Annotated in this window: 22 protein-coding genes; 13 read left to right on the top strand and 9 right to left on the bottom strand. The window is 72.3% G+C overall.

Annotated elements, in window-relative coordinates:
- Nucleotides 1–6: 6 nt before the first annotated feature.
- On the bottom strand, nt 7–2016 hold the full coding sequence (locus ABZ128_RS23950; protein WP_356850838.1) for a CocE/NonD family hydrolase: 2010 nt from the start codon (nt 2014–2016) through the stop codon (nt 7–9).
- 237 nt (nt 2017–2253) lie between these two features.
- On the opposite strand from ABZ128_RS23950, the gene ABZ128_RS23955 reads away from it, so the two are divergent.
- From ABZ128_RS23955 to ABZ128_RS23970, 4 genes are all read left to right on the top strand, one after another.
- Nucleotides 2254–3264, top strand: a complete 1011-nt coding sequence (locus tag ABZ128_RS23955) for a polyprenyl synthetase family protein (RefSeq protein ID WP_356850839.1) — start codon at nt 2254–2256, stop codon at nt 3262–3264.
- Between the two features lie 240 nt (nt 3265–3504).
- The gene (locus ABZ128_RS23960) at nt 3505–4710 is read left to right on the top strand and encodes a DUF2092 domain-containing protein (protein WP_356850840.1); all 1206 of its coding nucleotides are present in this window, start codon (nt 3505–3507) and stop codon (nt 4708–4710) included.
- A 96-nt stretch (nt 4711–4806) separates the two neighbouring features.
- A complete protein-coding gene (locus tag ABZ128_RS23965; protein ID WP_356850872.1) occupies nt 4807–5019 on the top strand; it encodes a plasmid partition protein ParG in 213 nt (70 codons plus the stop codon).
- Nucleotides 5016–5432, top strand: a complete 417-nt coding sequence (locus tag ABZ128_RS23970; protein ID WP_356850841.1) for a hypothetical protein — start codon at nt 5016–5018, stop codon at nt 5430–5432. The genes ABZ128_RS23965 and ABZ128_RS23970 overlap by 4 nt, the downstream gene beginning before the upstream one ends.
- Nucleotides 5433–5442: 10 nt before the next feature.
- Here the strand turns inward: ABZ128_RS23970 and ABZ128_RS23975 are convergent, their stop codons facing one another.
- From ABZ128_RS23975 to ABZ128_RS23985, 3 genes are all read right to left on the bottom strand, one after another.
- Entirely contained in the window at nt 5443–6762 is a 1320-nt protein-coding gene (locus tag ABZ128_RS23975) for a M28 family metallopeptidase (RefSeq protein ID WP_356850842.1), read from the bottom strand.
- 205 nt (nt 6763–6967) lie between these two features.
- Nucleotides 6968–7918, bottom strand: a complete 951-nt coding sequence (gene rarD / locus ABZ128_RS23980) for an EamA family transporter RarD (protein WP_356850843.1) — start codon at nt 7916–7918, stop codon at nt 6968–6970.
- Between the two features lie 159 nt (nt 7919–8077).
- The gene (locus ABZ128_RS23985; RefSeq protein ID WP_356850844.1) at nt 8078–8932 is read right to left on the bottom strand and encodes an SDR family oxidoreductase; all 855 of its coding nucleotides are present in this window, start codon (nt 8930–8932) and stop codon (nt 8078–8080) included.
- Nucleotides 8933–9055: 123 nt separating this feature from the next.
- Between ABZ128_RS23985 and ABZ128_RS23990 the strand changes: the two genes are divergently transcribed.
- Nucleotides 9056–9439 (top strand): helix-turn-helix domain-containing protein, encoded by a 384-nt coding sequence (locus tag ABZ128_RS23990; RefSeq protein WP_356850845.1) that lies wholly within the window; start codon nt 9056–9058, stop codon nt 9437–9439.
- Nucleotides 9440–9496: 57 nt separating this feature from the next.
- Here the strand turns inward: ABZ128_RS23990 and ABZ128_RS23995 are convergent, their stop codons facing one another.
- The 5 genes from ABZ128_RS23995 to ABZ128_RS24015 form a co-directional block, all read right to left on the bottom strand.
- On the bottom strand, nt 9497–10564 hold the full coding sequence (locus ABZ128_RS23995; RefSeq protein ID WP_356850846.1) for a 2-oxoacid:ferredoxin oxidoreductase subunit beta: 1068 nt from the start codon (nt 10562–10564) through the stop codon (nt 9497–9499).
- Nucleotides 10557–12500: a 2-oxoacid:acceptor oxidoreductase subunit alpha gene (locus ABZ128_RS24000; protein WP_356850847.1), complete on the bottom strand. Its 1944-nt coding sequence runs from the start codon at nt 12498–12500 to the stop codon at nt 10557–10559. Before ABZ128_RS24000 ends, ABZ128_RS23995 begins: the two co-directional genes overlap by 8 nt.
- Before the next feature lie 375 nt (nt 12501–12875).
- The gene (locus tag ABZ128_RS24005; RefSeq protein ID WP_356850848.1) at nt 12876–13547 is read right to left on the bottom strand and encodes a response regulator transcription factor; all 672 of its coding nucleotides are present in this window, start codon (nt 13545–13547) and stop codon (nt 12876–12878) included.
- 179 nt (nt 13548–13726) lie between these two features.
- Nucleotides 13727–15016 carry a sensor domain-containing protein gene (locus tag ABZ128_RS24010; protein WP_356850849.1) on the bottom strand — a complete coding sequence of 430 codons (1290 nt, stop codon included), beginning with the start codon at nt 15014–15016 and terminating at the stop codon, nt 13727–13729.
- Nucleotides 15017–15158: 142 nt separating this feature from the next.
- Entirely contained in the window at nt 15159–16343 is a 1185-nt protein-coding gene (locus ABZ128_RS24015) for a sensor domain-containing protein (RefSeq protein ID WP_356850850.1), read from the bottom strand.
- Between the two features lie 147 nt (nt 16344–16490).
- Here ABZ128_RS24015 and ABZ128_RS24020 point away from each other — a divergent pair, with 147 nt between their 5' ends.
- From ABZ128_RS24020 to ABZ128_RS24055, 8 genes are read left to right on the top strand one after another with little or no spacing between them, the layout of a single operon-like run.
- Nucleotides 16491–16898: an NADH-quinone oxidoreductase subunit A gene (locus tag ABZ128_RS24020; RefSeq protein ID WP_356850851.1), complete on the top strand. Its 408-nt coding sequence runs from the start codon at nt 16491–16493 to the stop codon at nt 16896–16898.
- Nucleotides 16889–17482, top strand: a complete 594-nt coding sequence (locus ABZ128_RS24025; RefSeq protein WP_356850852.1) for an NADH-quinone oxidoreductase subunit B family protein — start codon at nt 16889–16891, stop codon at nt 17480–17482. Before ABZ128_RS24020 ends, ABZ128_RS24025 begins: the two co-directional genes overlap by 10 nt.
- Entirely contained in the window at nt 17479–18789 is a 1311-nt protein-coding gene (locus ABZ128_RS24030) for an NADH-quinone oxidoreductase subunit C (protein ID WP_356850853.1), read from the top strand. Before ABZ128_RS24025 ends, ABZ128_RS24030 begins: the two co-directional genes overlap by 4 nt.
- A complete protein-coding gene (locus ABZ128_RS24035; protein WP_356850854.1) occupies nt 18786–19745 on the top strand; it encodes a complex I subunit 1 family protein in 960 nt (319 codons plus the stop codon). The genes ABZ128_RS24030 and ABZ128_RS24035 overlap by 4 nt, the downstream gene beginning before the upstream one ends.
- On the top strand, nt 19745–20446 hold the full coding sequence (locus tag ABZ128_RS24040; protein ID WP_356850855.1) for an NADH-quinone oxidoreductase subunit I: 702 nt from the start codon (nt 19745–19747) through the stop codon (nt 20444–20446). The genes ABZ128_RS24035 and ABZ128_RS24040 overlap by 1 nt, the downstream gene beginning before the upstream one ends.
- Nucleotides 20446–21072, top strand: a complete 627-nt coding sequence (locus ABZ128_RS24045; RefSeq protein ID WP_356850856.1) for an NADH-quinone oxidoreductase subunit J — start codon at nt 20446–20448, stop codon at nt 21070–21072. The genes ABZ128_RS24040 and ABZ128_RS24045 overlap by 1 nt, the downstream gene beginning before the upstream one ends.
- Nucleotides 21072–21449 carry an NADH-quinone oxidoreductase subunit NuoK gene (gene nuoK, locus ABZ128_RS24050; protein WP_356850857.1) on the top strand — a complete coding sequence of 126 codons (378 nt, stop codon included), beginning with the start codon at nt 21072–21074 and terminating at the stop codon, nt 21447–21449. Before ABZ128_RS24045 ends, nuoK begins: the two co-directional genes overlap by 1 nt.
- Complete coding sequence (locus ABZ128_RS24055; protein ID WP_356850858.1) at nt 21446–23464, top strand: NADH-quinone oxidoreductase subunit L; 2019 nt, start codon at nt 21446–21448, stop codon at nt 23462–23464. Before nuoK ends, ABZ128_RS24055 begins: the two co-directional genes overlap by 4 nt.
- Nucleotides 23465–23466: the final 2 nt, after the last annotated feature.

The raw sequence follows: 23466 nt of genomic DNA on the forward strand, positions 1-23466 counted from the left end.
CGCGCCTCAGGTCGCCGCGCGGGGGAGGCGGCGCTGCCACGTGCGGTGGAAGACCACCTCCTCGCCCTCCCGGCACACCACCTCGTTCGCCACGAGGAAGCCGCCCTCGTCGCAGGTGGTCTCCGCGTGCGTCTCGACCTGCGCGTCCCACGCCGGCTCGGGCCGGTGCATGCGGATCCGCCGGTCCGAACGGGCCCGCGCCGACAGCGGATCCGCCTCCTGGATCTCGTACACGTCCTGTGCGTCCTCGGTGACCTCCAGCCCGTCCGGGTACACCCGCGTGCCCCCGTCCCGGGGGTCCACCTCCAGGCGCCACGTCCCGCGCGCGACGTCCCGTACGACGAGCCGCTGCGGCGCGGGCTCGTCCAGCGTGGCCGGAACGGCCACCGCCAGCGGCGGCGCCTGCTCCGGGGCCTCGAAGGCGATCCCGGAGTCCGCCCCGGCGGCGGCCGCGGACCGCACCGGCAGGGTCAGCGCGCTGCCCGCCGGTTCCAGCGTCCAGCCCGCCTGCGAACCGGCCCGCGGCCAGACCCAGGGCCAGTACGCCGAGGAGAGCGCGAGCCGGATCCGGTGGCCGGGCGGGAAGGCGTGCCCGGTGGCGCTCAGCTCGAAGGACACGTCCTCGTAGGCGCCCAGCGGCCACGGCACCGCCTTCTCCCGGCCCTGGCGCGCCGAGAGGTTCAGCGCGCCCCGCGTGACCAGCGTGGAAGCGCCGTCCGGGGCCACGTCGCACAGCCGCGCCACGACCTGCCCGTACGGGACGTCCAGCCGCAGCCGGAGGGTGACCTGCGGCCGGCCGAGGACCTCCACCGGGCCCGCGTCCGGCACCGGGAACTCGAAGCACGCCGACTTCGCGTCCTCCTCCCGCTGGTCGGGCGGCAGGTCGGCCTCGTCGCCGGAGGGGACGAACCGCCCGGCGTCCACGCCCGTGTGCTGCGGCGAGGCCACGATCACCGGTGCGCCCTGGAGCCCGTAGGTCACGGGGGTGACGGAGGGGGAGGGCCAGGCCGGGTCGCCGGCCCAGCGGCCCTCCAGGTACTCGTACGCCGTCGCCGGGGGGTGCGAGCGCGCGATCCAGGAGCGCAGCAGGGGCTCGTCCATCACGCCGTTGCCGGCGCCCTTGAGCCAGTGGTCCCACCACCGCAGCGTCTCCTGCAGGAAGCCGACGGCCGGGCCGGGTGACAGCCCGTGGTCGGGGTACTGGTGCGCCCACGGGCCGATCAGGCCCCGGACCCGGTCGGCGGGCAGGGCGGCCAGCAGCCGCAGCACCGTGTCCCGGAAGGGGTCGTGCCAGCCGCCCACCGCCAGCACCGCCGCGCCGATCGCCCCGAGGTCCTCGCCGGCGCCGGCGAGGTGCCAGTACGCGTCCCGGGTCTGGTGCGCCAGCCAGGTGTGGACCGGTGGCTCGACCGCTTCCAGCCGGGCGAGCCACTGCTCGCGCCAGCCGTCGCCGGTGAACAGCGGATCCGGCGGACACGCGGCGAGGGCCGTCAGGGCCGCAGCCCGGGCGTGCATGCCCGCGGCCGTCGCCGAGCCGCCCCAGTAGGAGACGCCGTTGTCGTAGGGGTCGTCCGTCGAACAGACCGCGACCACCGCCTTCAGGGCCGGCGGCGCCAGTGCGGCGATCCGCAGGCCGGCGGTGGCGCCCCGGCCGATCCCGAACGCCCCCACCGAGCCGGTGCACCACGGCTGCCGGGCGAGCCACTCCACCACCGCGGCCCCGTCGGCCGCCTCCCGGTCACCGTACGGGTCGCCGGGGCTCCCCCCGCTGCAGCCGTGGCCCCGTGCGTCCACCCGGACCGACGCGTAGCCGTGGCCCGCGTACCAGGGGTGGCGCTGGGCGTCGCGCGGCGCGGTACGGTCCGTCAGCCGGTCGGGCAGGTACTCCAGCAGCGCCGGAACCGCCTCGTCCGCCCGCGGGCGCCAGATCCGGGCGTACAGTTCGACGCCGTCCTGCAGGGGGATCCGGACGTCCGCGCGGGCGGTGTCGTAGGGGAAGTCGGTGCGGATGATCATCGGATTCGACTCCCCGGTCCGCCAGGTCGGTCGCGGTTCTGGATGAAAGGAATGCTCCGGTCGTTCCGCCCCATCATGAAACATACCGGCGCGTATCGGGCGGTGCGCGGGCGGCGACATGATGGGCGCTCTCGGTGATCGAAAACAGACCGGATACGCTGGCTTGAGTGATGGCAGCGACACATCGACAATCCAGGTGATCGTCAGCGTGATCGTCAGCAGACAGGAGTACCCCTCGTGACCGTCGTCGGGCCGTTCGGACTGAGCGTGCGGGACCAGGCTCTTGAGACCGATGTCCAGGCCGGACTGGCCGCCGTCGAGGCGGGTCTGCTGGAGGCCACCAAGAGCGAAGTCCCCTTCATCACCGAGGCCGCACAACACCTGGTGCGGGCCGGGGGCAAGCGGTTCCGCCCGCTGCTGGTGATGCTGGCCGCCCGTTTCGGCGATCCGTACGCGCCCGGAGTGGTGCCCTCCGCCGTGGTCGTGGAGCTCACCCATCTGGCGACGCTCTACCACGACGACGTCATGGACGAGGCGGACGTACGCCGCGGAGTGGCCAGCGCCAACGCCCGCTGGGGCAACTCGGTGGCCGTCCTGACGGGTGACTTCCTCTTCGCCCGCGCCTCGCACATCCTGGCCGACCTCGGGCCGGAGGCCGTACGCATCCAGGCCGAGGCCTTCGAGCGGCTGGTGACGGGCCAGATCCTGGAGACGGCCGGCCCGCGCGACGGCCGCGACCCCGTCGCGCACTACCTCGACGTCATCGCCGGCAAGACCGGCTCGCTGATCGCGGTCTCCGGCCGGTTCGGCGCGCTGATGTCCGGCGCCGACGAGTCGGTCGTCGACATCCTGACCCAGTACGGGGAGCGTCTCGGCACCGCCTTCCAGCTCGCCGACGACGTCCTCGACATCGCCTCCGACTCCCACGAGTCCGGCAAGACCCCGGGCACGGACCTGCGCGAGGGCATCCCCACGCTGCCGGTGCTGCGGCTGCGCGAGATGGCGGCCCAGGGCGGCGCCGCCGAGGACCTGGAGCTCGTACGCCTCCTGGACGGCGACCTCACCGACGACGCACGGCACGCCGAGGTGCTCTCGCGGCTGCGGGTGCACCCGGCGCTGGAACAGGCCCGCCGGGACACCATCCGCTACGCGCAGGACGCCCGGGCCACGCTCGCCCCGCTGCCGGAGTGCTTCGCGAAGTCGGCGCTGGAGGAGCTGTGCGACGCGGTGGTGCACCGCGCCGGCTAGCCGGACCGGACACCGGCCCCCTTGAGCTGCGTATTGAGCTGCGTACCTCCTGAGCCGCGTACGGCCGGAGGAGCGCCCGGGCCCCGTCTCCCCTACGGGTAAGGGGGGACGGGGCCCGGTGCGTGTCATCCCAGGGGTGTACGCGGAGTTGAGTCCGCGGAGTGACGCCCCGACCCCCTCCCCTTTGGTCAGATAGAGGCACAACGCCACCAGATCGGGTGACAAAGGGGTAGGGCAGACATGGCAACGAACGCAAAGACCCGCAAGACCGCACGGTATGCCGTTCCGGTCGCGGTGGCGGGTGTGGCCGCCGCGACCGTGGCGATGGTCCCGGCCTTCGCGAACTCCGGCAGCCCGGACCTGCCGCCGGTGACGGCCCAGCAGCTGATCGAGAAGGTCGCCGCCTCGGACGTGCAGCAGCTGTCCGGCAGTGCGCGCATCACCACCGACCTCGGCCTGCCCACCCTGGCGAGCGGCCTGCTCGGCGGCGCGGCGGGCGGCGCGGGCGGGGGCGGCGGCTCGGCCGATCCGCAGGACCGGATCGCCCAGTTGGCGAACGGGACGCACACGGTGCGGGTCGCGGCCGACGGACCGGACCGCCAGAAGCTCACGTTCGTGGACGGCAAGGACGAGTACAGCGTCATCCACAACGGCGCGGACGTCTGGGGATACGACAGCAAGTCCAACGAGGTCTGGCACGAGAAGAACCAGGACGCCGGGAAGCAGGCCGGCCGGCCGGCCGGATCGCCCCAGCAGCTGGCCCAGGAGATCCTGAAGGCCGCGGGCCCGACCACGGACGTCGGCGTGGGCGACACCGCACAGGTGGCGGGCCGGGACGCCTACCAGCTGGTGCTGAAGCCGAAGCAGAGCGGCTCCACGATCGCCTCGGTCAAGATCGCGGTGGACGCGAAGAACGGCGTCCCGCTGCGCGTCCAGCTGCTGGCGACGGAGGGCGGCAAGCCGATCGTCGACGCGGGCTTCACCAAGGTGGACTTCGCCAAGCCGTCCGCGGACACCTTCGCCTTCACCGCCCCCAAGGGCGCCAAGGTCACCGAGGGCGCCGACCACGCCCCGGGCAAGGCCGGCAAGGACGACAAGGACGGTAAGGAGTGGAAGGGCCTGGAGGCCTTCCCCGGCCTGGAGGGCCTGACCGGCGCAGCGGGCGGCAAGGGCGAGACGAAGGTGCTCGGCGAGGGCTGGGCGACGATCGCCCGCATCGACACGGGCCTCGGCAAGAGCCTCAAGGAGCTGGAGAACGACAAGAACGCCCCCAAGGAGGCCAAGCAGTTCCTGGGCAGCCTCGGGGACAAGGTCAGCGGGAAGTTCGGTGAGGGCCGGCTCTTCAAGACCCGTGTGGTCAACGCCCTGATCACGGACGACGGCAAGGTCTACGTCGGTGCGGTCACCAAGGACGCCCTGGTGAAGGCGGCCGACGCCAACAAGTAACCCGGTGTGAGGAGCGCGCCCGAAGGGTGGGCGGGGACTGTGTCCCTGCCCACCCTTCGGCCGTTCCGGCCCTTCGTACAGCGGCCCCGCTGTACGGTGAAGGACATGTCGAGACACGTCACCATCCGCCTGGACGAAGAGTTCCACGAACGCCTGAAGGCGCGCGCGGCGGCGCTGGGGACGACGGTCACCGCGCTGATCACCGAGGTGACGGAACGCGAACTCGACGAGGACCGGAAGAACTTCCTTTCCGGGATAGAGGAGTTCGCCGACCACTGGGGCTACTTCCAGGAGCGGTTCGGCAATTGAAGATCACCATGGAGTGGGCCTGGACCGCTCTGGCCCACCATCTTCCGTCCGATCCCGCCGTGTGGGATCCCTCCGGGGTGGCCGCCGCGGTCGCCCGGCACCAGAACGACCTCGTCCTGGTGCCCGAACAGCCCGCCCCGGACACCGCGTGGCGGGCCGCCGCGTTCCTGCACACGCTCGCCGTGTGCCCCGCGCTGGAATCGCCGATGAACGAGTTCTACGCGGCCGCCGCCACCCGCTCGTACCTGCGGGTGGCGGGAGCCACTCAACTGCCCTCCCCGGAGGAGCTCGGCGACCTGGTGGAGGCGGCGAAGCTGGGCCGCGCGGACGTGTGCGCGGTGGCCGAGGAGCTGCGCGCCCTGATCCGGGAGCCGCAGGCCGCCGGGCCGTCCTCGCAGGGGGCGTCCTCCTAGGCCGTCCCTCCTAGAAGGTGATCTTCCAGCTGTTGATGTAGCCGACGTCCTGCGCCGCGACGTCCTTGACCTGGAGCTTCCAGACGCCGTTGGCGACCTCGCTGGAGGCGTTGACGGTGTAGGACGCCACCACGTTGTCCGCGGAGTCGGAGCCGGAGGAGTTCTTCAGCCGGTACGCCGTGCCGTCCGGGGCGATCAGGTCGACCACCAGGTCACCGCGGTAGGTGTGGACGATGTTCACGTCGACCTTGGTGGTGGCCGGGGCGTTGCCCGTGACGCCGGAGACCGTGATCGGCGAGGTCACCGCGGCCCCGGGGGAGTCCGGGATGTTCACGTCCGCCGTGTTCTCGAAGGAGGGGCCGGGCGGTACCGGGGTGGCTGCCCCGAGGTTCCAGATCGCGTAGGCGATGGCGTCGGAATTGCGGTCCAGGGCGGTGTCGTTGATATTCGCCGTGGTGTCGCAGGAGGAGTGGTAGCAGCGGTCGAAGGCCTGACCGGAGGTACCGCCCCACTTCTGGGCCTGCGCCGCGGTCTTGGTGTAGTCCGCGCCGGAGAACAGGCCGCCGACCGGGATGCCCGCGCTCTTGAAGGGGGCGTGGTCGGAGCGTCCGTCGCCCTCGGTCTCTATCTCCGTCGGGATGTTCAGGCCCGCGAAGTACGTCTTGAAGGTCTGCTCGATCGTCGGGTCGTCGTCGTAGACGAAGTACCCCGGGTTCGGGGAGCCGATCATGTCGAAGTTCAGGTAGCCGGAGATCTTCGCCTTCTCGGCGCTCGGCAGGTTGTTGACGTAGTACTTGGAGCCGACCAGTCCGAGCTCCTCCGCCCCCCACCAGCCGAACCGCAGGTGCTTGGTGGGCTGGAGCTGTGCGCGCGACACGGCCAGCGCGGTCTCCAGGACGGCCGCCGAGCCGGATCCGTTGTCGTTGATGCCGGGACCCGCGGTCACCGAGTCCAGGTGCGAACCGGCCATCAGCACCGAGTTGGGGTCGCCGCCCGGCCAGTCGGCGATCAGGTTGTAGCCGGTGGCCCCGCTGCTGGTGAAGGTCTGCAGGGAGGTGGTGAAGCCGGCCGCGTCCAGCTTTGCCTTCACGTAGTCGATCGAGGCCTTGTACCCGGCCCTGCCGTGGGCGCGGTTTCCGCCGTTGCCGTTGGCGATGGTCTGGAACTGCGCCAGGTGCGCCTTGACGTTGGCCAGCGGGATGTCGGGCGGAGTGGGGGCCGCGGCCGCGGTCGTGGGGGAGGCCAGTGCGGCGGGGGCGGTGGAGGCGAAGAGGCCGGCGACCGCGAGGGCGGTCACGGCGGCAAGACGCCGGGAGGCGGACAGGCTCATGTGGGGGCTCTCCGGGATTCCGTTGGGGATGGAACGGAACGTGCGGGGGTGGCGCAGGTGAGCGATCGTGCGTCAGTGCGAGCCCGATGTTGAGTGAGATATGACGACGCGTCAAGACCGGGATCCGGTCAGGGTGGTTCGGAAAACGGACGATCCCCGTTGCGGAGGTTCCGCAACGGGGATCGTGGGGGGTATGGGCGCGGAGTTACGCCGGCTCGTGGGCCGGCGCCGTCGGCGATCCGCTGGCGCGCAGCGCCTCAAGCCGGATCCGGGACTGCCGCGCCGTGCGCAGCGCGTCCCAGGTCAGCAGCGCGAGCGCCGCCCAGACCAGGGAGAACCCGGCCCAGCGCTCGGGCGGCATGGCCTCGTGGAAGTACAGGACGCCCAGCCCGAACTGGAAGACCGGGGCCATGTACTGGAGCAGCCCGAGGGTGGAGAGCGGAACCCGGATCGCCGCCGCGCCGAAGAACACCAGCGGGATCGCGGTGACCAGCCCGGTCGCGGCGAGCAGGGCGGAGTGCCCGGGGCCCTCGGCGGCGAAGGTGGACCGGCCCTGCGTGCCCAGCCACAGCAGGTAGCCGAGCGCGGGCAGGAACAGCAGCGCGGTCTCGGCGGCCAGCGACTCCACGCCGCCCATGTCGAGCTTCTTCTTGATCAGCCCGTACGTGGCGAAGGAGAAGGCCAGCACCAGCGAGATCCACGGCGGCCGCCCGTACCCGATGGCGAGGACCAGCACGGCGGCCGCGCCGATGCCGACCGCCGCCCACTGGGCGCGGCGCAGCCGCTCGCCGAGGACGAGCACGCCGATCGCGATGGTGACCAGCGGGTTGATGAAGTAGCCGAGGCTGGCCTCGACCACGGCCCCGTGGTTGACGGCCCAGATGTACAGGCCCCAGTTCACGGAGATCACCGAGGCGGCGAGGGCGGTCAGGCCCAGCTTGCGGGGCTGGCGCAGCAGCTCGCGTATCCAGCCCCAGCGGCGCAGTGCGAGCAGTACCACGCCGACGAAGGCCAGGGACCACACCATGCGGTGGGCGAGGATCTCGACGGCCTCCGAGGGCTTGAGGAGCGGCCAGAAGAGGGGGACGAGCCCCCACATCCCGTATGCGCCGAATCCGTAGAGCAAACCCGTGCGCTGCTCGTTCTCTGCCTTCACGGGGCCTCCCGTACGTGTTTCGGCCAACTTCACGAAGGTAGCGCCGTACGGGGCGGATGTCATGCCCGTTTACACGAGATACTCATGACATCTTCGTGGCCTTGCGGGGCGGCCCCCGGCGGGCTGGGACGGGTTCTGGCACTGGGAGCGCTGTGGCGTTCAGGCCAGGGCCGAGGCGATCGCGTGGGCCACCGGGGTGGTCGGGCGCCCGATGAGCCGGGACAGGTCGCCGCCGGTGTGGGCCAGCCGGCCCCGGGAGATCGCCGCGTCCACGTCGACGAGGATCGCCGCGAAGCCCTCGGGCACCCCGGCTCCGGTCAGGATCGACAGGTGCGCGTCCGCCGGGACCTCGGTGTAGCCCACCTCCTTGCCGGACTGCGCCGCGACCTCGGCCGCGTACTCCGCGAGGCTCCAGGCGGTGTCGCCGGACAGCTCGTAGACCCGGTTCAGGTGGCCCTCGCCGGTCAGGACGGCGGCCGCGGCGGCCGCGTAGTCGGCGCGCGCCGCAGAGGCGATGCGGCCCTCGCCCGCGCTGCCCACGACGGCGCCGTGCTCCAGCACCGTGCCCAGCTGGCCCGTGTAGTTCTCGTGGTACCAGCCGTTGCGCAGGAAGGTGTACGGCAGGCCGGAGTCGAGGATGGCCTGCTCGGTGACCTGGTGCTCGGCGGCGAGGTCGAAGTCGGCCTCGGGGCCGCCCAGGATCCCGGTGTAGGCGAGCTGGGCGACACCGGCGGCCTTCGCGGCCCCGATGACGGCGGTGTGCTGCGGCACCCGGCGCCCGACCTCGTTGCCGGAGATCAGCAGCACCCGGTCGCCGGTGCGGAAGGCGCCGGCCAGGGTCTCGGGGCTGTCGTAGTCCGCGATGCGCACCTCGACGCCGCGCGCGGCCAGGTCGGCGGCCTTCTCCTTGCTGCGGACGACGACGGCGATGCGCTCGGCCGGAACCTGCTCCAGCAGTTCCTCGACGACGAGGCGGCCGAGGGCTCCGGTGGCTCCGGTGACGACGATGCTCATGGGGTGCGCTCCTTGCGGTGGGGTCCGTTGCCGGTCCGGTGCGGGGTCCGTGCCGGCGGTGACACCAAGCTAAAGGAAAGCGCTAACCTTTCGTAAGTACCCACTTCAAAGTAAGGTACTGGTATGGGAGTAAGTGATGTGAGCAGGGAAGTTTCCGTGAAGGCCCCGATGTGCCCCTCGCGGGGCGTACTGGAGCACGTCACCAGCCGCTGGGGCGTCCTGGTCCTGGCCGCCCTGGTCGAGCGCTCGTACCGCTTCGGCGAGCTGCGCCGCGAGATCGGCGGCGTCAGCGAGAAGATGCTGACCCAGACCCTCCAGACGCTGGAGCGCGACGGCTTCCTGCTGCGCGACGCGAAGCCCGTGATCCCCCCGCGGGTGGACTACTCGCTCACCCCGCTCGGGCGCGAGGCCGCCGAGCAGGTGTGGGCGCTCGCGCGCTGGACCGAGCGGCGCACCGCGGACGTGCAGGCGGCGCGCGCCGCGTACGACGAAGCCCGGAGCTCCTGAGGAACTCCGGGCTCGGCGGCTCGGCGGCTCGGCGGCTCGGTGCGGTGGGCGGTTCTCCTAGCCGACGACCGTCCAGGTGTCGTTGCCCGTCAGCAGCGTGCTGAGGTCGCCCTTGCCCTTCGCGTCGACGGCCGCATCCAGCTGCTCCGCCATCAGCGTGTCGTACACGGGCCGCTCGACGTTGCGGAACACCCCGATCGGCGTCTGCCGCAGGGTGTCGGGGTCGGCCAGTCGGGACAGGGCGAACGCGGTGGTCGGGCTGGGGCTCGTCGCGTCGTGGACCAGGATCCGCGCCTCGTTCTCCGGGGTGACCACGACGACTTCGAGGTCGCCGGTGGCCGGGTTGCGAACGACGCCCTTGTGGCCGTCGGTGCCGAAACGGATCGGCTTGCCCTGCTCCAGCCGGATCACGGCCTCCTGGGCCTGCTCCTGGTCCTTGAGGACCTCGAAGGCGCCGTCGTTGAAGATGTTGCAGTTCTGGTAGATCTCCACCAGCGCCGTTCCCTGGTGGTCCGAAGCCGCGCGCAGCACCTCCGTGAGGTGCTTGCGGTCGGAGTCGACCGTGCGGGCCACGAAGGAGGCCTCGGCACCGAGCGCCAGGGAGACCGGGTTGAACGGCGCGTCGAGGGAGCCCATCGGGGTGGACTTGGTGATCTTGCCGAGCTCGGAGGTGGGCGAGTACTGGCCCTTGGTCAGACCGTAGATCCGGTTGTTGAACAGCAGGATCTTCAGGTTGACGTTCCGCCGCAGCGCGTGGATCAGGTGGTTCCCGCCGATGGAGAGCGCGTCGCCGTCACCGGTGACCACCCACACCGACAGGTCCCGCCGCGAGGTGGCCAGGCCCGTGGCGATGGCCGGGGCGCGGCCGTGGATGGAGTGCATCCCGTAGGTGTTCATGTAGTACGGGAAACGGGACGAGCAGCCGATGCCGGAGACGAAGACGATGTTCTCCTTCGCCAGCCCCAGCTCGGGCATGAAGCCCTGCACGGCCGCCAGCACGGCGTAGTCCCCGCAGCCCGGGCACCATCGGACCTCCTGGTCCGACTTGAAGTCCTTCATGGACTGCTTGGCCTGCGCCTTGGGCACCAGGGAGAGCAGGGTGGGAGCGTCCGTCACCTCAGTCATTGATGGCCTCCTCAAGAACCTTCGCGAGCTGCTCCGCCTTGAACGGCATTCCGTTCACCTGGTTGTACGACTGGGCGTCGACCAGGTATTTCGCCCTGATGAGGGTCGCGAGCTGCCCGAGGTTCATCTCCGGCACCACTACCTTTTCGTAACGCTTCAGGACCTCCCCCAGATTCCGCGGGAAGGGGTTGAGGTGGCGCAGGTGGGCCTGCGCGACGGGGATCCGGGCGGTGCGCAGCCGGCGTACGGCGGCGGTGATGGGGCCGTAGGTGGAGCCCCAGCCCAGGACGAGGGTGCGGGCCTGGTCGGGGTCGTCGACCTCCACGTCCGGGACCTCGATGCCGTCGATCTTGGCCTGGCGGGTGCGGACCATGAAGTCGTGGTTGGCCGGGTCGTAGGAGATGTTGCCCGTGCCGTCCTGCTTCTCGATGCCGCCGATCCGGTGCTCCAGACCCGGCGTGCCCGGGACCGCCCAGGGGCGGGCCAGGGTGTGCGGGTCGCGCTTGTACGGCCAGAAGACCTCCGTGCCGTCCGCGAGCTCGTGGTTGGGGGCGGAGGCGAACCGCACCCGCAGGTCCGGCAGGTCCGCCACGTCCGGGATCCGCCACGGCTCGGAGCCGTTGGCCAGGTACCCGTCCGAGAGCAGGAACACCGGCGTCCGGTACGTCAGCGCGATCCGGGCCGCATCCAGCGCCGCGTCGAAGCAGTCCGCCGGGGTCCGCGGGGCCACGACGGGCACCGGCGCCTCGCCGTTGCGCCCGTACATGGCCTGGAGCAGGTCCGCCTGCTCGGTCTTGGTCGGCAGACCGGTGGACGGGCCGCCGCGCTGGATGTCGACGATCAGCAGCGGCAGCTCCAGCGACACCGCCAGCCCGATCGTCTCCGACTTCAGCGCCACACCCGGGCCGGACGTGGTCGTCACGCCGAGCGCCCCGCCGAAGGCCGCGCCCAGCGCCGCGCCGATCCCGGCGATCTCGTCCTCGGCCTGGAAGGTCCGTACGCCGAAGTTCTTGTGCCGGCTCAGCTCGTGCAGGATGTCCGAGGCCGGGGTGATCGGGTACGAGCCCAGGTAGAGCGGCAGATCGGCCTGGCGGCTCGCCGCGATCAGCCCGTAGGACAGGGCGAGGTTCCCGGAGATGTTGCGGTAGGTGCCGGTCGGGAAGGCACGGGTGGCCGGGGCCACCTCGTAGGAGACCGCGAAGTCCTCGGTGGTCTCGCCGAAGTTCCAGCCCGCCCGGAACGCCGCGACGTTCGCCTCGGCGATCTCCGGCTTCTTCGCGAACTTCTGCCGCAGGAAGCTCTCCGTACCCTCGGTCGGCCGGTGGTACATCCAGCTCAGCAGGCCCAGCGCGAACATGTTCTTGCTGCGCTCGGCCTCCTTGCGGGACAGCCCGAAATCCTTCAGCGCCTCCACCGTGAGGGTGGTCAGCGGCACCGGATGGATGTTGTAGGCCCCCAGGGAACCGTCTTCCAGCGGGGAGGTTTCGTAGCCGACCTTGGCCATCGGGCGCTTGGTGAATTCATCGGTGTTGATGATGATCTCCGCGCCGCGCGGCACGTCCCCGATGTTCGCCTTCAGCGCCGCCGGATTCATCGCCACCAGAACGTTCGGGGCATCGCCCGGCGTCAGGATGTCGTGATCGGCGAAATGCAGCTGGAAGGAGGAGACGCCCGGCAGCGTCCCGGCGGGCGCGCGGATCTCGGCGGGGAAGTTCGGCAGCGTCGAGAGATCGTTGCCGAAGGATGCCGTCTCCGAGGTGAACCGGTCACCGGTGAGCTGCATGCCGTCACCCGAGTCACCCGCGAACCGGATGATCACCCGGTCGAGGCGGCGCACTTCCTTGCCGCCCGGGCCCGGGGGCGTCCGCTGCTCGCCGACTACAGCCCCTTCGGCGCCGTCGGCCTGTTCGGCTGGGCTACTGACCTGGCTGGTCACTGAACTGGACCTCCTTCGAGGCGTGGCGTTCCCGCTCCCAAGGCCAACCCTACGTCGGTCGGGATGACCTTCCTCGGGGACGCTCATATTCTGGACCGTCGTCTTGCGGCGGCCTGTCGGAAGAATGCCGAGAGATTCCGAGAGATTCCGAGAGATTCCGAGACGTTCCGGGATCTCGCGCCGTGCAGGAAATAGTGCGAGCCCCTTCGGCCAGGTGCGGTACCGCCGTACCTGACAGGGTGTCAGTTGATCAAGATTCCGATCAAGGCCGGACCGGAGCGGAAATCCGCGATCACGGCCCCCGCGGGCCCGCGCGGCCCGGCCCGGGAGCAGAGCCGCTCACGGGTGCAGAGCCGGTCACGGGTGCAGAGCCGGTCACGAGCGCAGATACGTGAGGACGGCCAGGACGCGCCGGTGGTCCCCGTCGCTGGGGGACAGGCCGAGCTTCATGAAGATGTTGCTGACGTGCTTCTCCACCGCCCCGTCGCTCACCACCAGCTGCTTGGCCACGGCGGAGTTCGTCCGGCCCTCCGCCATCAGCCCGAGCACCTCGCGCTCCCGCGGAGTCAGGCCGGCCAGCACGTCCTGCTTGCGGCTGCGGCCGAGCAGCTGTGCCACCACCTCCGGGTCCAGGGCCGTACCGCCCCGGGCCACGCGGACGACGGCGTCCACGAACTCCCGCACCTCGGCGACCCGGTCCTTGAGCAGGTACCCCACTCCGGTACTGGATCCGGCCAGCAGCTCGGTGGCGTACTGCTCCTCCACGTACTGGGACAGCACCAGGACCCCGATACCGGGGTGCTCGCGCCTGAGCCGCACCGCCGCCCGTACGCCCTCGTCGGTGTGGGTCGGGGGCATCCGTACGTCGGCCACCACCACGTCCGGCAGCGCATCCTCCGCCGCCAGCTCGGCGACCGTCTTGAGCAGGGCCTCCGCGTCGGAGACGCCGGCGACGATCTCGTGCCCCCGGTCGGTCAGCAGCCGGGTCAGCCCCTCCCGCAGCAGCACCGAATCCTCGGCGATGACCACCCGCACCTTGTCTTCCACGACTCGCCGCTCCCGCATCCGCACGTCCCCGGTACCGCTGTCCCAGCCAAGCATCCCAGCCTCAAGGGCCGGTGTAGGCGAAATTGGATCAACGAACGGCTGCGGGTCGGTGTTCCAAGGGGTGGGCGGCGGCCCAGCCGGGGGCCGCCGGGGTGCCGGCCGGCGGCGGCCGGTGCCGGTCAGGCCGAGCGGTTGCGCCAGGGGAGCTCGGCGGTGACGGTGGTGCCGCCTCCGGCGGGGGAGTCCACGACCAGCACCCCGTCGACGGCGCCGAGCCGTTCGGTGAGCCCCGCCAGTCCGCTCCCCGGCCCGTCGGTGCGGGCGCCGCCGCGGCCGTCGTCGGCCACCCGGATCAGCAGCCGGTCCCCGGCCCTCCACACGTCCACGCTCGCGACCCGGGCCCCGGCGTGCTTGCCGGTGTTCTGCAGCAGCTCCGACACCGTGAAATAGGCGATCCCCTCCACCGCGGCCGCCGGCCGCTCGGCCAGGTTCACCGCCACCTTCACCGGTACGGTGCACCGGGCGGCCACCGCCGACAGCGCGGCGTCCAGCCCCCGGTCGGTCAGCACCGCCGGATGGATCCCGCGGGCCAGGTCCCGCAGCTCCTGCAGCGCGATCTTCACCTCGCCGTGGGCCTCGTCCACCATCCGGGCCGCGGCCTGCGGATCCTGCGCGAGCTTCTCCTTCGCGAGGCCCAGGTCCATCGCCAGCGCCACCAGCCGCGCCTGCGCCCCGTCGTGCAGGTCCCGCTCGATGCGCCGCAGGTCGGCGGCGGCCGTGTCGACCACCACCCCCCGGTCGGACTCCAGCTCGCTGACCCGGTGGTCGAGGCGGGAGGGGCCGAGCAGCGCCGAGACCAGGAGCCGGTCGACGGTGACCAGGGCGTGGATCACCCAGGGCGTGGCCAGGGTGACCAGCAGCCCGGCCAGGCAGGCCACGGCCGTCCCGGTGGGGGAGTCCAGGGAGAGCGAGTGGTCGCCGTTCTGGAAGACCAGGACCTCGCGCTCGCCGGCGTGCTCCGGGAACACCCAGTACCAGACGGGGTACAGCAGAAGGGCCCACCCGGTCGTCCACAGGGTCACGGCCACGCAGAAGCCGAAGACGGCCCACGGGAAGTGGACCAGGGAGTACAGGACGTGCCGCCACGCGCTGCCGTTCCTGAGCAGCGCCCCCACGAGGGCGAGCGGCCCCGGCCCGCCGGCCCGGACGGGAGCGGGATCGGCCATGTCGACGCCGAGCAGCCCGCGCACCCGGACCCGCTCGATCCACCCGAAGCCGCGGCACAGGGCGAGCACGCCCGCGAGCACGGGGATCCCGAGGAAGGTGACGAGCAGTCCGGCGCCGAGGCTGACGCCGGTCACGGCGAGGGTGAAGTAGCAGATGCCCAGCGGCAGCCCGAGCAGCAGGTACCCGAACTCCCGCCAGGTCCGCCCCGCCACCGGAGCCCGCACCGCCTCAACGACACCCATGATCCCCGCCCCGCCTCTCCTGCGCCTGATGTACGTCCCCACCCTCCCGCCCGCCCGCGCCCCCGCACCATCGGGCGGGTCGGCCTCTGCCCCCGGGGGTTAACCCCACCCCGGTGCCGGGGCGGATCCCCCGGTCATCCGCTCAGCGGGCCCGCCACGGCAGTTCCGCCGTGACCACCGTGCCCCCGCCCTCCGGGGAGTCCACCGCGAAGACCCCGTCCACCGCCCCGATCCGGTCCGCCAGACCCGCCAGGCCGGTCCCCCCGCCCCGCCGGACCCCGGCACCGCCCCGGCCGTCGTCGGACACCCGGATCAGCAGCCGGGAGTCCGCCCGCCACACCTCCACGCCCGCGCCGCGGGCCCCGGCGTGCTTGCTGATGTTCTGCAGCAGCTCCGACACGGTGAAGTACGCGATCCCCTCGACCGCCGCCGCCGGCCGCTCCGGCAGGTCCACCGCCACCTTCACCGGCACCAGGCACCGCGAGGCCACCGCCGACAGCGCCGCGTCCAGCCCCCGGTCCGTCAGCACCGCCGGGTGGATCCCCCGCGCCAGGTCCCGCAGCTCCTGCAGGGCCAGCTTCACCTCCCCGTGCGCCTCGTCGACCATCGCCGCCGCCGCGTCCGGGTCCTCCAGCAGCTTCTCCTTCGCCAGGCCCAGCCCCATCGCCAGCGCCACCAGCCGCGCCTGCGCCCCGTCGTGCAGGTCCCGCTCGATGCGCCGCAGGTCGGCGGCGGCCGTGTCGACCACCACCCCCCGGTCGGACTCCAGCTCCGCGATCCGCCGCTCCAGCCCGTCCGAGGGCGACAGCAGCCCCCGTACCATCACCCGGTCCACGTTCGACAGCGCCCGCGACACGTACGGCAGCACCGGCCACAGCACGAACAGCCCGGTCAGCGTCACCGAGAAGGTCAGCACCCCCCACGGCAGCCGCACCAGCTCGAACAGCACCGTCCGCCAGGCCACCGGGTCCTTCACGGCCGTCCACAGCCAGGGGAAGAACCCCCCGGACCGCCGCCACCCGGGCAGCGGGCTCGGCTCGTCCACCCGTACGCCCAGCAGCCACCGCGCCCGGGCCCGCTCGAACCGTCCCAACCAGCGAGACACCGCCAAACCGGCTGCGAGCAGCGGAAGACCGATCGCGGTCACGGAGAGACCGCCCGCGGTCGACACCATGCACACGGTGTAGAGGAAACCGGCGAGCGCCAGCGGAAGATTGCCCAGCAGATGGGCAACCTCCTTCCAGGCCACGGCACCCAGGGCAGGACGGACGGGAGGCGGGCCGCCGTCTTCGGCGGCTTGGTGGGAGACTTGAAGGCTCGCGGTCATGCGCCTCAGCCTGCCAATTCGCCGCGGCGCATGCCATGGGGGAGCCGGGCCGCAGTGAACGGGGGATAACCCCACCCCGCGGGGACCAGGCCCTAGACTCCCGTCCGTACCAGATCGTCGACAGTGGCCAAGGAGCGAGGAACGGACGTGCCCGACCCAACGGTATCGACCGTAACCGTGCTCGCAGCGGACTATTTCGAGAGTTATTCGGTCGTCGGCCTGCTGGCCGTCCTCGGTGTGCTCTTCGTGGCCGTCGCCTTCGGCGCGGGCCGTCTGCTGCGGCCCGCGGTCCCGACCCACGAGAAGCTGCTGACGTACGAATGCGGCGTCGACCCGGTCGGCGAGGGCTGGGCGCACACCCAGGTCCGCTACTACGTCTACGCGTTCCTCTACGTCATCTTCGCCGTCGACTCGATCTTCCTCTTCCCGTGGGCGACCGTGTTCGCCGTCGCCGGCTACGGCGCCACGACCCTGGTCGAGATGTTCGTCTTCCTGGGCTTCCTGGCCGTCGGCCTGCTCTACGCGTACAAGAAGGGCGTCCTCGAATGGACGTGACACCCGAGCCCGAGCTGCAGCTGCTTCCCGAGCCCAAGCGCCTGGGAGTGCTCTCCCGGCTTGCCCCGGAGCCGATGAAGGTCGTCCTCAACTGGGGACGCCGGTACAGCCTGTGGGTCTTCAACTTCGGTCTGGCCTGCTGCGCGATCGAGTTCATCGCCGCGTCCATGGCCCGCCACGACTTCATCCGGCTCGGCGTCATCCCCTTCGCGCCCGGCCCCCGCCAGGCCGACCTGATGATCGTCTCGGGCACGGTGACGGACAAGATGGCGCCCGCCGTCAAGCGGCTGTACGAGCAGATGCCGGAGCCGAAGTACGTCATCTCCTTCGGCGCCTGCTCCAACTGCGGCGGGCCCTACTGGGACTCGTACTCCGTGACCAAGGGCGTCGACCAGATCATCCCCGTGGACGTGTACGTCCCCGGCTGCCCGCCGCGCCCCGAGGCGCTGCTCCAGGGCATCCTCAAGCTCCAGGAGAAGATCGCCCGGGAGTCGCTCGCGGACCGCTACGCCTCCGGACCCTCCGTCGCACAGCTCACCAGCGGCCTGGTCACGGCCCCGCCCGCACCGGGAGCCGGCGCATGAACCTGTACGACACCCTCCCGGACGCCGCCCCGACGGTCTTCGGCGCGGAGGCGGTGGCCTCGTACGCGTACGACGTCCTGACGGTCGACGTGCCCGTCGGCAGCTGGATCCCGGCCCTGGAGATCGCCCGGGACAAGCTGGGCTGCACGTACTTCGACTGGCTGAGCGCGGTGGACGAGCCGGGCACCGGCTTCCGGATCTGCGCGCACGTGGCGGCGCTGGAACAGCACCGCGTACGCCGCCTGCTGCTGCGCACGACCGTCCCGCACGGCGCCCCTTCCCTGCCGTCGGCCGTCGCGGTCTACGCGGGCGCGGAATGGCACGAGCGGGAGACGTACGAGATGTTCGGGGTGGTCTTCACCGACCACCCGCACCTGGTCCCCCTCCTGCTCCCGGAGAACTTCGAGGGGCATCCGCTGCGCAAGGACTTCGTGCTGGCCGCACGGGTCGCGAAGGCCTGGCCGGGCGCCAAGGAGCCCGGCGAGACCCATGACCCGGACGCGCCGAAGCGCCGCCAGATGCTGCCGCCGGGCGTCCCGGACCCCAACGACTGGGGCCCGCTCAAGGGGCAGCTGCCCCCGGCCCCCGCCCGCCCGGCCCGCACCCCGCGCGCCGCCGGCGCCCCCGCCCGCACCCCGCGCGAGGGCGCTCCGGCGCGCCGTGCCCGGTCGGTGGCGGAGGGCTCGGCCAGCCAGGCGGCTGAGGCTGCGGGTGCGGCCGAGGCTGCGGGGGCTCCGGCCGGTGGCGGTGCCGGTGCTGCGGTGTCTCCGGAGGCGGAGGCTCCGCGTCCGGCCCGCCGTACCCGTTCGGCGGCGGACGGTTCCGCGAGCCAGGCGGTCACGCCGCCGGCCGGGGCAGAGACTGCGGCCGGCGCTCCGGCGGCCCCGGAGGCGGAGGCTCCGCGTCCGGCCCGCCGTACCCGTTCGGCGGCGGACGGTTCCGCGAGCCAGGCGCCGGCGCCCGGGCGCACGGTGGCGCCGGGCAGGCGCCCCGCCCCGCGCAGCGCGGACGCCCCCTGGCACAACCCCCGGCCCGCCTTCGCGGACCGGGACGCCGAAGCGGCACCCGGCGAAGGCCCCGGCTCCGCGGCCGATCCGGGCCCCCAGGGCGAGCCGAAGTCCACCCCCAAGGTCGGCCCCCCGCCCGAGCCGAAGCCCGCAGCCCAACCGGAGCCCGGGGCGGAGCCCGAGCCCGGGGCGGAGCCCGCGGCGAAGCCGGAGCCCGCGGCGAAGCCGGCAGCCGGGCCCGAGGCGGAGCCCGGCGAGACCACCCCCGAATCCGAACCCGACAACGGAGGCGACGCGTGAATGACGTCCTCGACGTCGCGCTGCGACTGATCGTCGTCTTCGCCGTCTTCCTCGTGCTCCCGCTCGTGGTCGGGCAGACCGAGCACAAGGTGATGGCCCACATGCAGGGCCGCCTCGGCCCCATGTACGCCGGCGGCTTCCACGGCTGGGCCCAGCTCGTCGCCGACGGGGTCAAGTTCGCGCAGAAGGAGGACGTGGTCCCCGCCAACGCGGACCGCCGGATCTTCCAGCTCGCGCCCGCCGTCGCCCTGCTCCCCTACCTCCTCGTCCTCATCGCCATCCCCATCGGCCCCGGCAAGGGCGCCGTCGGCCAGGTGCTCGACGCCGGGCTCTTCTTCGTCCTCGCCGTCATGGGCGTCGGAATCCTCGGCAGCCTGATGGCCGGGTGGGCTTCCGCGAACAAGTTCTCCCTGCTCGGAGGCCTGCGCACCGCCGCCCAGCTGCTCGCCTACGAGCTGCCCATGCTGCTGGCCGGCGCCTCCGTCGCCATGGCCGCGGGGACCGTGTCCCTGCCCGGCATCGTCGACGCCTTCGAGTGGTGGTGGCTGCCCTGGCAGATCGTCGGCGGCCTCGTCTTCTTCACCGCCGGTCTCGCCGAGCTCCAGCGGCCCCCCTTCGACATGCCCGTCGCCGACTCCGAGATCATCTTCGGCGCGTACACCGAGTACACCGGCCTGCGCTTCGCGCTGTTCCTGCTCGCCGAGTACGCGGGCATCGTCGTCCTCTGCGCCCTCACCACCGTCCTCTTCCTCGGCGGCTGGCAGGGGCCCTTCGGCGGCGGCTGGGGCTGGACCCTCCTGAAGACCGCGCTCCTCGCCTTCCTCGTGATCTGGCTCCGCGTCAGCTACCCCCGGCTGCGCGAGGACCAGCTCCAGAAGCTCGCCTGGACCACACTCATCCCGCTCGCGCTCGCGCAGATCGCGCTCACCGGCATCGTGAAGGTGGCGATCCTGTAATGCCCATCCCCGGATCCGGCCTGGCCAAGGGCCTGGCCGTCACCCTGCGCACGATGACGAAGCGCTCGCACACCGCCCAGTACCCCGACGTGCAGCCCGAGCTGCCGCCCCGCACCCGCGGGGTCATCGGCCTGTTCGAGGAGAACTGCACGGTCTGCATGCTGTGCGCCCGCGAATGCCCCGACTGGTGCATCTACATCGACTCCCACAAGGAGACGGTCCCGGCCGCCACCCCCGGTGGCCGCGAGCGCAGCCGCAACGTCCTCGACCGCTTCGCCATCGACTTCTCCCTGTGCATGTACTGCGGGATCTGCATCGAGGTGTGCCCCTTCGACGCCCTGTTCTGGTCGCCGGAGTTCGAGTACGCGGAGACGGACATCCTGGAGCTCACCCACGAGCGCGACAAGCTGCGCGAGTGGATGTGGACCGTGCCGGCCCCGCCCGCGCTGGACCCGGCAGCGGAGGAGCCCAAGGAGATCGCCGCCGCCCGCAAGGCAGCGGAAAAGGCCGAAGCCGCCGCCGCGGCCGCGGCCGCCTCCCCCGAGCCCGCCACCGGGCCCGAGGCCCCCGGCCCGACCGGCAGCACCGGCCCGACCGGCGGCACCGGCCCGACCGGCGGCACCGGCCCGACCGGCGGCACCGGCCCGACCGGCAGCACCGGCCCGACCGGCACCGAGGGCCCGGCGGGGGGTGGCGCCTGATGTTCACCGCCCACCTCGCGGCCGCCGCCCAGGGCGCCGGCAGCGGCTTCCTCTCGCCGACCGGCGTCGAGATCGCCTTCGTCCTCGTCGGCCTCGCCACCCTCGGCGCGGCCGCCGTCACGGTCACCACCCGCCAGCTCGTGCACGCCGCCCTCTGGCTGGTCGTCGCGCTCGGCGGCATCGCCGTCGAGTACCTGCTGCTGACCGCCGAGTTCATCGCCTGGGTCCAGGTGCTGATCTACCTCGGTTCCGTGGTCGTGCTCCTCCTCTTCGGACTGATGCTGACCAAGGCCCCCATCGGCCGCTCCCCGGACGCGGACTCCAACAACCGCGCGGTCGCGCTCGGCGTGGCCCTCGTCGCGGCCGCCGCGCTCGTCTGGGTCGTCGTCGACGCCTTCCGCACCACCTGGATCGACCTCGACGGGCCCGTCCAGGGCTCCACCAAGGTCTCCGGCGAGATCCTCTTCCAGCACTGGGTGCTGCCCTTCGAGGCGCTCTCGGTCCTCCTCCTGGCGGCCCTGATCGGCGCCATCGTGCTCTCCCGCCGCGACTCCGCCGCCGACGGCGACAACGGCGGCAACGGCGGCAACCGCGGTCGCGACGACAAGAAGGGGCACCAGCGCTGATGCACCTCGCCTATCCCGCCGTGCTCGCGGCGCTCCTCTTCTGCACGGGCCTGTACGGAGTACTGGCCCGCCGCAACGCCATCCTGGTCCTGATGTCCGTCGAGCTGATGCTCAACGCCGTCAACCTCAACCTGGTGGCCTTCGACGTCTGGCTGCGCGACACCCTGCACGCCGGCCAGGCCCTCACCCTCTTCACCATCGCCATCGCCGCCGCCGAGATCGGCATCGGCCTCGCGATCGTGCTGATGGTGTACCGCAACCGCGGCACCTCGGACGTCGACAGGCTGCGCGACACCGCAGAGGGCCGCGAACCCGACCAGCCCGGCCTCCCCGGCCCGGCCGACCAGAGCGCAGCACGGCCGGAGGTCGCCGCGTGAGCACCACGACCCTCGCCGTCCTCGTCCCCCTCCTGCCCTTCCTGGGTGCGGTGGCGGGCCTGCTGCTCGGCCGCACCGCCCCCGGTTTCGTCCGGCCGCTCGCGCTGCTGCCCACCCTGGCCGCCGCCGTACTGGCCGTGCTCGTCGCCGTCCGTCAGGGCGGCGGCAAGGCGATCGACACCGTCACCGAGCTGACCCCGACCGGCTCCGTGCCGATCGAGCTCTCCCTCCACCTCGACGGCTTCGCCGCGCTGGTGGCCGTCCTCGTCGGCGTCGTCGCGACCTGCGTCCAGCTCTACTCGACGGCGTACCTCCGCGAGGACCCCCGCTACCCCTCCTACGCCGCTCTGGTCTCCCTGTTCACCTCCGCCATGCTGCTCGTCGTCTACTCCGGCGACCTCATGGTGCTGCTGGTCGGCTGGGAGATCATGGGCATCTGCTCGTACTTCCTGGTCGGGCACTACTGGGAGACCGAGGCGGCCCGCTCCGCCTCACTGAAGGCCTTCCTCGTCACCAAGCTCGGCGACGTCCCCTTCCTCATCGGCCTGTTCGCGCTCGCCGCCGACGCCGGCTCCTTCCGGATCACCAAGATCCTGGGCACCGTCGCCGCGGGCGGGCTCGACCACCCGACGCTGATCGCCCTCCTGCTGCTCGCCGGAGTCGCGGGCAAGTCGGCGCAGTTCCCGCTGCACAGCTGGCTCCCGGACGCCATGGCGGGCCCCACCCCGGTCTCCGCCCTCATCCACGCCGCGACGATGGTCGCCGCCGGCGTCTACTTCATCGCCCGCCTCCTTCCCGTCTTCACGGCCTCCCGGGCCGCGCTGGTGGTCATGGCCGTCATGGCGGCCGTCACGATGGTCGGCTCCGGCCTCGCCGCCCTCGCCCAGGACGACATCAAGCGGGTGCTCGCCTACTCCACGGTGGGCCAGCTCGGCTACATGACCGGCGCCCTCGCCGTCGGCGACCGCGGCGCCGCCGTCTTCCACCTCCTGTCCCACGGCGCCTTCAAGGCGCTCCTCTTCCTCGGCGCCGGCGTGATCATCCACGCCGCCGGCACCAACTCCCTGGCCGCCATGTCCCGTATGGACGGACTGGCCAAGCGCATCCCCGACGCCTTCTGGACCATGACGATCGCGCTGCTCGCGCTCGCCGCGATCCCGCCCTTCGCCGGCTTCTTCTCCAAGGAAGCCGTCCTCGTCGCCGCCGAGCACACCGCCACCGGGCACGAACAGCTCGCACCGGCCGCCGCCGGCTGGGTGGTGCTCACCGCCGGGGTGCTGACCGCCCTGCTCACCGCCGCCTATGCCGCCCGCCTGTGGCTGATGGCCTTCCGCGGCCGGGGCGCCGCCGCCCCCGACCACGGCAGGGAGCCCCTCGCCATGACCGGCGTGCTGTGGCTGCTCGCCATCCCCTCGATCGGCTTCGGCCTCGCCGCAGGCCCGCTCGCCGACTGGTTCGACGGCCGCGAGCTCAGCCCGACGGTGACCACCTCGGTCCTGGGCACCGGCGCCGCCGTCCTCGGCGCGGTCCTCACCTACGCCCTGTGGCAGCGCGCCACGGCCAGGCTGCCCGCGGCTCCCGCCGTGGCCGTGGCCGCCGCCGACTCCGCCGACTCCGCCGCGTCCGCCGCAGCGGAGTCCGCCGCCGAGACCCCCGAGGTCGCCGAGGTCACCCACGAGCACCCCGCCGTCCCGTCCGGCCCCGCCCCCGACCCCGGCCGGGTGCTTCTCGGCCCGCTGCACCGGCACGCCGCCGACGGCTTCCACCTCGACGCCGTCTACGACCGCCTCTTCGTCCGCCCCGTCCGGGCCGCCGCCGTCCTGGTCCGCTTCCTCGACCGCGAGGTGGTGGACACGTACGTCCGCGGCGCGGGCACCGGTCCCCGGCTGCTCGGCAGCCTCGTACGCCGGGCCCAGACCGGCAACGTGCAGAGCTACCTGAGCGCCCTGCTCGCCGGCGCCGTGGTCCTGGCGATCGCCACCGCCGTCCTCGCCAACGTCAACGCCGGATCGTGAGC

The organism is Streptomyces sp. NPDC006326, from assembly GCF_040612915.1.
In the GTDB taxonomy this organism is placed as follows: domain Bacteria; phylum Actinomycetota; class Actinomycetes; order Streptomycetales; family Streptomycetaceae; genus Streptomyces.